At 72.5% G+C, this 8,357-nt stretch carries 9 protein-coding genes; 8 read left to right on the plus strand and 1 reads right to left on the minus strand.

The window, feature by feature from the left end; all coding sequences use genetic code 11:
* Positions 1-20: 20 nt before the first annotated feature.
* Entirely contained in the window at positions 21-1,088 is a 1,068-nt protein-coding gene (locus tag ACWEVN_RS23150; protein ID WP_449686911.1) for an AAA family ATPase, read from the minus strand.
* A 272-nt stretch (positions 1,089-1,360) separates the two neighbouring features.
* On the opposite strand from ACWEVN_RS23150, the gene ACWEVN_RS23155 reads away from it, so the two are divergent.
* From ACWEVN_RS23155 to ACWEVN_RS23190, 8 genes are all read left to right on the plus strand, one after another.
* A complete protein-coding gene (locus ACWEVN_RS23155; protein ID WP_452052634.1) occupies positions 1,361-1,702 on the plus strand; it encodes a hypothetical protein in 342 nt (113 codons plus the stop codon).
* Positions 1,695-2,243 (plus strand): DUF3558 domain-containing protein, encoded by a 549-nt coding sequence (locus tag ACWEVN_RS23160; protein WP_452052635.1) that lies wholly within the window; start codon positions 1,695-1,697, stop codon positions 2,241-2,243. The genes ACWEVN_RS23155 and ACWEVN_RS23160 overlap by 8 nt, the downstream gene beginning before the upstream one ends.
* A 14-nt stretch (positions 2,244-2,257) precedes the next feature.
* Positions 2,258-2,815: a PPE domain-containing protein gene (locus ACWEVN_RS23165; protein WP_452052636.1), complete on the plus strand. Its 558-nt coding sequence runs from the start codon at positions 2,258-2,260 to the stop codon at positions 2,813-2,815.
* Entirely contained in the window at positions 2,812-3,537 is a 726-nt protein-coding gene (locus ACWEVN_RS23170; RefSeq protein ID WP_449686915.1) for an ESX secretion-associated protein EspG, read from the plus strand. The genes ACWEVN_RS23165 and ACWEVN_RS23170 overlap by 4 nt, the downstream gene beginning before the upstream one ends.
* A gap of 532 nt (positions 3,538-4,069) precedes the next feature.
* Positions 4,070-4,501: a division/cell wall cluster transcriptional repressor MraZ gene (gene mraZ / locus ACWEVN_RS23175; protein WP_014467434.1), complete on the plus strand. Its 432-nt coding sequence runs from the start codon at positions 4,070-4,072 to the stop codon at positions 4,499-4,501.
* A gap of 217 nt (positions 4,502-4,718) precedes the next feature.
* The gene (rsmH, locus tag ACWEVN_RS23180) at positions 4,719-5,666 is read left to right on the plus strand and encodes a 16S rRNA (cytosine(1402)-N(4))-methyltransferase RsmH (RefSeq protein ID WP_452052637.1); all 948 of its coding nucleotides are present in this window, start codon (positions 4,719-4,721) and stop codon (positions 5,664-5,666) included.
* Positions 5,663-6,379 carry a hypothetical protein gene (locus ACWEVN_RS23185; RefSeq protein ID WP_452052638.1) on the plus strand — a complete coding sequence of 239 codons (717 nt, stop codon included), beginning with the start codon at positions 5,663-5,665 and terminating at the stop codon, positions 6,377-6,379. The genes rsmH and ACWEVN_RS23185 overlap by 4 nt, the downstream gene beginning before the upstream one ends.
* The gene (locus tag ACWEVN_RS23190; RefSeq protein WP_452052639.1) at positions 6,379-8,304 is read left to right on the plus strand and encodes a peptidoglycan D,D-transpeptidase FtsI family protein; all 1,926 of its coding nucleotides are present in this window, start codon (positions 6,379-6,381) and stop codon (positions 8,302-8,304) included. The genes ACWEVN_RS23185 and ACWEVN_RS23190 overlap by 1 nt, the downstream gene beginning before the upstream one ends.
* Positions 8,305-8,357: the final 53 nt, after the last annotated feature.

Below are 8,357 nucleotides of genomic sequence, written 5' to 3' on the forward strand. Positions count from 1 at the left end.
GGAGCCCCAGATGTCACCAGCTAGGGCCGGGTGCCCTGCGGCACCGGCACCCGGTGCAGCACCGCGCGCACGACGTCGGTCGCCGACCGGCGGGCCGCGTGGGCCTCGGTGGTCAGCACCAGGCGGTGCGCGAGGACCGGGACCGCCACCGTGTGCAGGTCGTCCGGCACGACGTAGTCGCGGCCCGACAGCGCGGCCTGCGCCCGCGCCGCGCGGACGAGGTGCAGCGTCGCCCGCGGGGACGCGCCGAGCCGGATCTCCGGGACGCCCCGGGTGGCCGCGACGACGTCGACGGCGTACCGGCGGACCTCCGGCGCGATGTGCACGCCGCGGACGGTCTCGATCAGCCTGTGCACGGTTTCGCCGTCGGACACCGGCTGCAGGTCCTCGAGGGGGTTGTGGCCGGCGTGCTCGTCGACCATGGCCAGCTCGGCCTGCTGGTCGGGGTAGCCGATGGAGACGCGCGCGGTGAACCGGTCGCGCTGGGCTTCGGGCAGCGCGTAGGTGCCTTCCATCTCGATCGGGTTCTGGGTCGCGATGACCATGAACGGCTGCTCGAGGCGGTAGGTCGAGGTGTCGACGGTGACCTGGTGCTCTTCCATGCACTCCAGCAGCGCCGACTGCGTCTTCGGCGACGCGCGGTTGATCTCGTCGCCCACCACGATGTTCGCGAACACCGGGCCGGGGCGGAAGTCGAACTCGCCGCTCTGGCGGTTGTATATGGAGACGCCGGTGACGTCGCTCGGCAGCAGGTCGGGGGTGAACTGGATGCGGCTGACCGTGCAGTCGATCGACCGGGCGAGGGCCTTGGCCAGCGACGTCTTCCCGACACCGGGCACGTCTTCGACCAGGAGGTGGCCTTCGGCGAGCAGGGTGACCAGGGCGATCCGGATGACGTCGGGTTTGCCGACCAGCACGCGTTCCACGTTGGCGGCGATCCGGCGCGCGGTGTCGTGCAGTTCGTCCAGCGGCACTCTGGCGGGGTGGCCGTGGACCCGGCCGTTGCCCGAGGGCTCCGCCGGATAAGGCGGCCGCCCGGATGCCTGCTCGCCCGATCCGGGCGCGGCAGACTGGATTCTCGACGTCACTCGACCTCCTGGTGGCGCATGGCCGCGCGCATTGTGCGCCCGGCCGGGCCGAACGGCCCCCTCGCTGCTGTCCGCGCGCAGCGACCAGCCTTCCACCCAGTGTGTCAAACCCGGGCGAACCGGGGGGTGGAACCCCGCGATGACACTGCGCAAGCAGCGACGATACCCCGAATGGGTGGGTATTCACCCGATTCTGGGTGCTCCCGCTGACGCCCTGCTCTGTCGTATGCTGCGGTTCGAGGTCGCCCGGCTACGGAGAGGCGTAACCGCTTATGAGCGAGGGGCTGCCCTACGACGTGCGCGGCTTCGCGGTCGCGCCGGAGCTGGCCACGGACGCCTACGCGAAGCTCGGCCGCCTGCAGGACGTCGTCGGCGAGATGGTGCGCGAAGCCAAGGTGCTCGGCCGGACCGTGCCGCTGGGCGGCGGGTACGCCGGGGAGGTCGGCGCGTTCATGGCGGAGTACGGCATCGGCGGCCAGGGCTCGGCGGTGCAGCAGCTGACGGCGTTCGGCAAGGAGCTGGAGACGCTCAAGCGGCGCATCGGCGAGGCGCTGGCGAAGTACCGGCACGCGGACGAGCAGGCGGCCGAAGGCGTTGACTGCACGGGTGGGTGAGCGGCGCCGGACGGTCCGGTGGCTCGCGCCCGTCCTTCTTCTTTTCCCGCTCGGCGGCTGCGGGCAGCACCCGGCCGCCGCGGGGCACCCGGTCACGTCCTCGGCGTCCACGACGACCGCACCGCCACCGGTGGCCTGGACCGGCCTCGCCGCGCTCGACCCCTGCGCGCTGCTCGGCCCGCAGGACCGGTCGGCCGCCGGGATCAGCGTCCTCGGCAAGCTGAAGGACATCGCCGGGGCGAAGGCGTGCGACTGGACCGTGCCCGGCACCTTCGGCGTCACGGTGACCCTCAGCGCCACCGACGGGCTGGCCGAGCTCGACGTCGCCAAGAAGAACGTCACGAAGACGACGGTCGGCAGCCACCCGGCGCTGAAGGTCGCCGACAAGAAGGCCGCCGACGGCACCTGCGCCGTGCTGCTCGGGGTCGGCGACGACGCCAGCGTGCAGATCGACGTCAGCAACACCGGCTTCTCGGACACCCCGCTCGCGTGCCGCCGCGCGGGCACGGTGGCCGGGCTGGTCGAACCGAAGCTGCCCTGACCAGGAGGTGCGCCGTGCCCGAACCACCCGTGCCGACCGCGCGGTACGAGGCCTACAGCCACGAGGCGATGGCCGCGGAGGTCGAGCGCGGCAACGACCCGGTCGCCGCGGGCGAGGCGGGCGCGCGCTGGGACGGGCTGGCGAAACGGCTGCAGGAGTCCACCGCCGACGTCGCCGCGCTGGTCGCGTCCTCGGAGGAGCACTGGCGTGGCCAGGCGGGGGACGCGGCGCGGGCATCGCTGGGCCGGGCCGCGCGGTGGCTCGCGCACTCCGCCGCCGTCTCGGCGTCGGTCGGCCAGGCGGTCGGGGCGCAGGCCGAGGTGGCCGCGCGGGCCCGGGCCGACATGCCGCCGCCGGTGACCTACGACCCGGCGTCGATGATCCGCGACGCGGCGTCCAGCGGGAACGTGCTGGTCCTGGCCGGGCTGGCGGGGGAGATGGCAGCCCGCCGCGCCGAAGCGGAGGCCGCGCGGCAAAAGGCGATCGACGTCCTCCGGACGCGGGACACGGCGTTGCGCGGGCACGTGCCGGCCGAGACGTTCCCCGCCCCGCCGGCGCTGGGGCGGGCTTGATCCGGGTTTCGGCGTCGGCGTTCGACATCCTCTGGACCGACCTCGGCCACGACCGGCCGCCGGAACCGCTGAGCGTCCGCAGCGTGGGCGTGACCGACGCCGAGCGGGCCGAGGTGCGGAAGGCCGTCTACGAGAACCTGGCTTCACGGGGTCTCTACGACGGGTCCCGGCTGGAGCCGGCGCTGGCCGCGCGCCTGGAGCTGCTGGCCGGCGCGGACGTGTTCGTCGCGTGCGAGGCACTGGCGGACATGACGGCCGCGACGCCGTTCCGCGCGGTGACGGCGGCCCGGGGCCGGCGCGGCGTCCTGGCGGCCCAGCCGGAGCAGACGATCGGCCTGGACTCGATCCACGAGGGCGAACTGGCGACGGCGATCGTCGACGTCCTGCCGGAGCTGGCGGCCGGGCCCGGGTACGGGATCAGCCTGCCCGCTTCGGTGCTCGGTTCGGACGTCGCCTCGGGGACGGCCGCGGCGCAGCTCGAGGAGGTCCGCGCGATCCAGGCGCGGCCGGTGTACGCGGCGGGGCAGTTCAGCGTCAGCCGCCGGTCGGCGTCGGGCCGGGTGGAGCGGGTGGGCGGCTTGACGTGGTTCGACACCGACGTGGGTGCGTACTGCGCGACGAAGACCGCGGGCCGGGGTGGGGCGGAGTGGGTGACGGTCAGCCCGGTCGACAGCACCCGCCTCGCGGCCCGCGTCACCGCCCTTCTCACCCCGGAGGACTGAGTCCGGAGGTGTGATCCGGGCCGCAACCGGCGTGATCGAGGCCGGGACTCGCGTGATCAGGGACGTAACCGGCGTGATCGAGGCCGGGACTCGCGAGTTCCGGCCTCAATCACGCGAGTTCCGGGTTCCGTCACGCGAGTTCCGGGTTCCGTCACGCGAGTTCCGGGTTCCGTCACGCGGGATCCGGGTTTCGTCACGCCGGGGTTCCTCACCGGGACCCACCGGGGTTCCCCACTTTGGCCCACCGGTGGGGGGTGGGGTTCTTTCGCGGCCGTTATGCGGACGTTTCAGGAACAGCTGAGGTTGCTCCGGCCCCCGGTGAGGGGGATCTTGGCCACCGTCCCCCACCACACCCCCCACCGGGCCCCACCCGGCTGACCTGCGCAAACGGAACACACGACGGAGTGGTCTGCCCGTTTGTCGCGTTGACTGTGGTGAAAAGTGGGGTACGGTGGTGGCCAGTGGGGCGGAAGGGAAGCCCCGTGGCCGTCCGGGGTGGTTCGCCACCGTGGACGGTAGGGAGGTGGAGGCCGTGTTCCTCGGCACCCACACCCCGAAGCTGGACGACAAAGGGCGGCTCGCGCTGCCCGCGAAGTTCCGTGACGCCTTGGCGGGTGGGCTGATGCTTACCAAGGGGCAGGACCACTGCCTCTTCGTCTTCCCCCGCGCCGAGTTCGAGCAGATGGCGCGCAAGGTCGCCGAGGCCCCGTTCACGAACGAGGCGGTTCGGGCCTACCAGCGCTACCTGTTCGCGGGCACGGACGAGCAACGTCCGGACGGCCAGGGGCGCATCACCATCGCGCCCGAGCTCCGCCGCTACGCGGGGCTCAGCAAGGAGTGCGTGGTGATCGGGGCGATCACCAGGCTGGAGATCTGGGACGCCCAAGCGTGGCAGGGCTACCTGGAGGAGCACGAAGACAGCTACGCGAAGGCTCGAGAGGAAGTACTGCCGGGCGTCTTCTAGGCGTGCGGTCGCGGTGCACCTTCGTCGTCGGGGGACGAAGAGGTTCGCCGCCTCCGTGCGAGGAGGGGGAAGCCCACCCGGATGCCGTGAGGCCTCTGTCCGCTCAACAGCCCTGGTGCACCTTCCCCGGTACCAGGTCCGCAGCGGGCGGACAGGGACCTGACGGCATCCGCCATATTTCCCCCGGGCCGACTGGGCAAGAGAGGGGGAGGGAACGATGACCGAGCACGTCCCGGTGCTGCTCGACCGGATCGTCGAGCTGTTCACTCCCGTGTTCACCGGCCGCGACGGCGTCCTCGTGGATGCGACGGTCGGCCTCGGCGGGCATTCCGACGCCCTCCTGGAGGCCTTCCCGCGGCTGCGCCTGGTCGCCCTGGACCGCGACCCCGCCGCGCTCGAGAAGTCCGCCGAACGCCTGGCCCGCCACGGCGACCGCGTCGACTTCGTGCACACCGTCTACGACGGACTCCCCGAGGCCCTCGCCGGCCTGGGCATCGCGAAGGCCGACGGCATCCTGTTCGACCTCGGCGTCTCGTCCATGCAGCTGGACCGCGCCGAGCGCGGGTTCGCCTACGCCAAGGACTCGCCGCTGGACATGCGGATGGACCCGACCACCGGGTTCACCGCCGCCGACGTCCTCAACACCTACGCGCCCGGCGAGCTCGTCCGGATCCTGCGGGACTACGGCGAAGAACGCTTCGCGCAGCGGATCGTCAAGGCGGTCGTGGCCGAGCGGGCGAAGGAGCCGTTCACCAACAGCGGGCGCCTGGTCGAGCTGCTCTACGACGCCGTCCCGGCCGCCACCCGCCGCACCGGCGGGCACCCGGCCAAGCGGACGTTCCAGGCGCTGCGGATCGAGGTCAACGGCGAACTGGAGGTGCTGCGCCGCGCCATGCCGGCGGCGCTGGGCGCCCTGAAGGTCGGCGGCCGGATCGTCGTCGAGTCGTACCAGTCCCTGGAGGACAGGCTGGTCAAGCAGGCGCTGGCCGAGCTCGCGAAGTCCCGCACCCCGGAAGGGCTCCCGGTGGAGCTGCCGGGGCACGGGCCGGAGCTGAAGCTCCTCACGCGCGGCGCCGAGAAGGCCGGCGAAGAGGAGATCGAACGGAACCCGCGCGCCGCTTCGGTGCGGCTGCGGGCCGCAGAGAGGATCGGAGAGCCGCGATGACCGCTCCCGCGAAGTCCTCCCGCCGCCGGGCCGCACCGGCGACGGGGGGCCGCACCTCGACGGACGCCGTCGAGCCGGACCGGCAGACGACGCAGACCGCGCCCCGGCGCGCGTCGCGGGGCCGCACGTCCGCGGCCGAGCGCGCCTACGCCCGCCGCGCCCAGCGCGCCGACCTGCTCAAGGAACGTGAGCCGCGCCCCGAGCCGAAGACCCGGCCTGCCGAAACGCCGGAGAAGCCGAAGCTCCGGCTGAAGCTGCTGCTGCCGAAGTCGCGGGCGTCGTTCGTGCTGATCATGATGGCGCTACTGGCCGCCGGCGTGGCGACCACGCTGTGGCTGACCACGCAGGCGATCGCCGACTCCTACCGGCTCGAGCAGCTGCGCACCACCAACGCGAACCTGGCCGAGCAGAAGGAACAGCTGCAGCGCGACGTCGCCAAGGCCGAGTCGCCCGCGTCCCTGGCGCCCGCGGCCCAGCAGCTGGGCATGGTGCCCGGCGGTGACCCGGCGCGGATCGTCGTCGGCCCGGACGGGAAGACCTCGCTCGTCGGCGAGCCCAAGAAGGCCAAGGCGGACGCCCCCGTGGTGCCGGCCGCGCCGCCCGCCGCGCCCGCCGCGGGCACGCAGTCGCAGCAGGGCGCGCCGATCGAGGGCGACCAGCCCGCCGTGCCCGCCGAGGAGCAGCCGCCGGCTCAGCCGGGAGGCGGCCAGTGATGGCTTCGGGCCGCAGCCAGGTCCGCGCCCGCACCGCGGGCAGCGCCCGGCGGACGTACGCCGCCGGGACCCGCAGCGCGGCCGCGCGCCGTGGCAACGGCGGGCACCGCAGCCGGTTCTCCGCCGTGCGCCTGCTGCTGGTCGCCGTGCTGCTCGTCGCGGGCGTGAAACTGGTGCAGGTGCAGTGGTTCGACGCCGCCGCGCTGTCGGCCGCGGCCGAGCGGCAGCGCACCCAGACCATCGACATCCCGGCCCAGCGCGGGTCCATTGTGGACCGCAACGGCGCCAAGCTGGCGTTCAGCGTCGAGGTGCGCACGCTGTCGGTGAACCTCAAGGCGCTGCACAAGAACATGGACGACTTCGCCGCGAAGAACCCCGGCACGCAGAAGACGTTCGACGCCGAAACCGCCGCCGCCGCGAAGTACATCGCGGCGAAGGTGCCGAACCAGCTGACCGAGCAGCAGCTGCTGGACCTGTTCCACAAGCAGGCGTCCTTCACCTACCTGGTGAACAACGTCGAGCCGTCCGTCGCCGCCGACATCGTCAAGCACTTCGCGTGGATCGGCGTCGAGAAGCGCGCGCTGCGGGAGTACCCGGGCGGCAGCCTGGCGGCCAACATCGTCGGCGCCGCGAACTGGCGCTCCGAAGACAAGGACGTGTCCAAGCACAACCTCCACGGCCTCGTCGGGCTGGAGCTGCTGCGCGACAACGACCTGGCGGGCACGCCGGGCCGGATGATGGTCAACACCAAGAACGGCAGCGACAACGTCGTCATCCCGGGCACCGAGCACGACCTGCAGGCCGCCGTCCCCGGCTCGGACCTCGAGCTGACCATCGACTCCGACCTGCAGTACGAGGTGCAGCGGCAGCTGAGCGACTACGTCCAGCAGTCGCACGCCAAGGGCGGCCAGGCGGTCGTCATGGACGCCAAGACCGGCGAGGTCTACGCGCTGGCCAACGACAAGACGTTCGACCCCAACGACCCGAGCACGTGGAACGCCGACGACCTGGCCAACCCGGCGGTCACCACGCCGTTCGAGCCCGGGTCGGTCAACAAGCTCGTCACCGCGACCGGGGCGATCGAGTACGGCATCGCGACGCCGGAGTCGACGGTCGAGGTGCCCGGCGCGCTGCAGGTGGCCGACAAGACGGTGCACGACGCCTGGACGCACGGCACCCAGACGTTCACCACCACCGGCATCTTCGCCAAGTCGTCCAACATCGGCACGCTGCTGCTGGCGCAGAAGATCGGCGAGGAGCGCTACGCGAACCTGCTCAAGTCGTTCGGCCTCGGCCAGCGCACCGGCGTCGGCCTCCCCGGCGAGAGCGCGGGCGTGGTGCCCGCGCGCAGCCAGTGGTCGGCGACCACCTTCGGCAACCTGCCGATCGGGCAGGGCCTGTCCATGACGATCCTGCAGATGGCCGGGATGTACCAGACGATCGCCAACGACGGCCTGCGCGTCGAACCCCGGATCGTCAAGGCCAAGGTGAACCCGGACGGCACGACCGTGCCCGAGCCGGCCCCGAAGTCGGTCCGGGTGGTCGATCCCCAGACCGCCAAGACGGTGCGCGACATGATGCGCGCGGTCGCCCAGAACGGCAAGGGCCTGCAGAAGGGCACCGCGCCGACGGCGGCGGTCGAGGGCTACCAGATCTCCGGGAAAACCGGCACCGGCCAGCAGGTCGACCCGCGGACGAAGGCCTACAGCGACCACCTGTACAACATCACCTTCGCCGGCATCCTGCCCGCCGACCACCCGCGGTTCGTCGTCGGGATCCGGCTGGACGCGCCGGACACGACGCTGCCGGTCGGGCACTCCGCCGCGCCGCTGTTCCACACCATCGCCTCGTACGTGACGCAGCGGTACCAGATTCCGTTGTCCGACGGCCCCTCGCCGGAGGTCCCGCTCATCATCGCCCCGTAGCCAGGCGCCCTCGCTCCGCCGGTCGTGAGTGGTAAGGCGGGTTCTAACCCGCC

This window comes from Amycolatopsis sp. NPDC003861 (assembly GCF_053605405.1).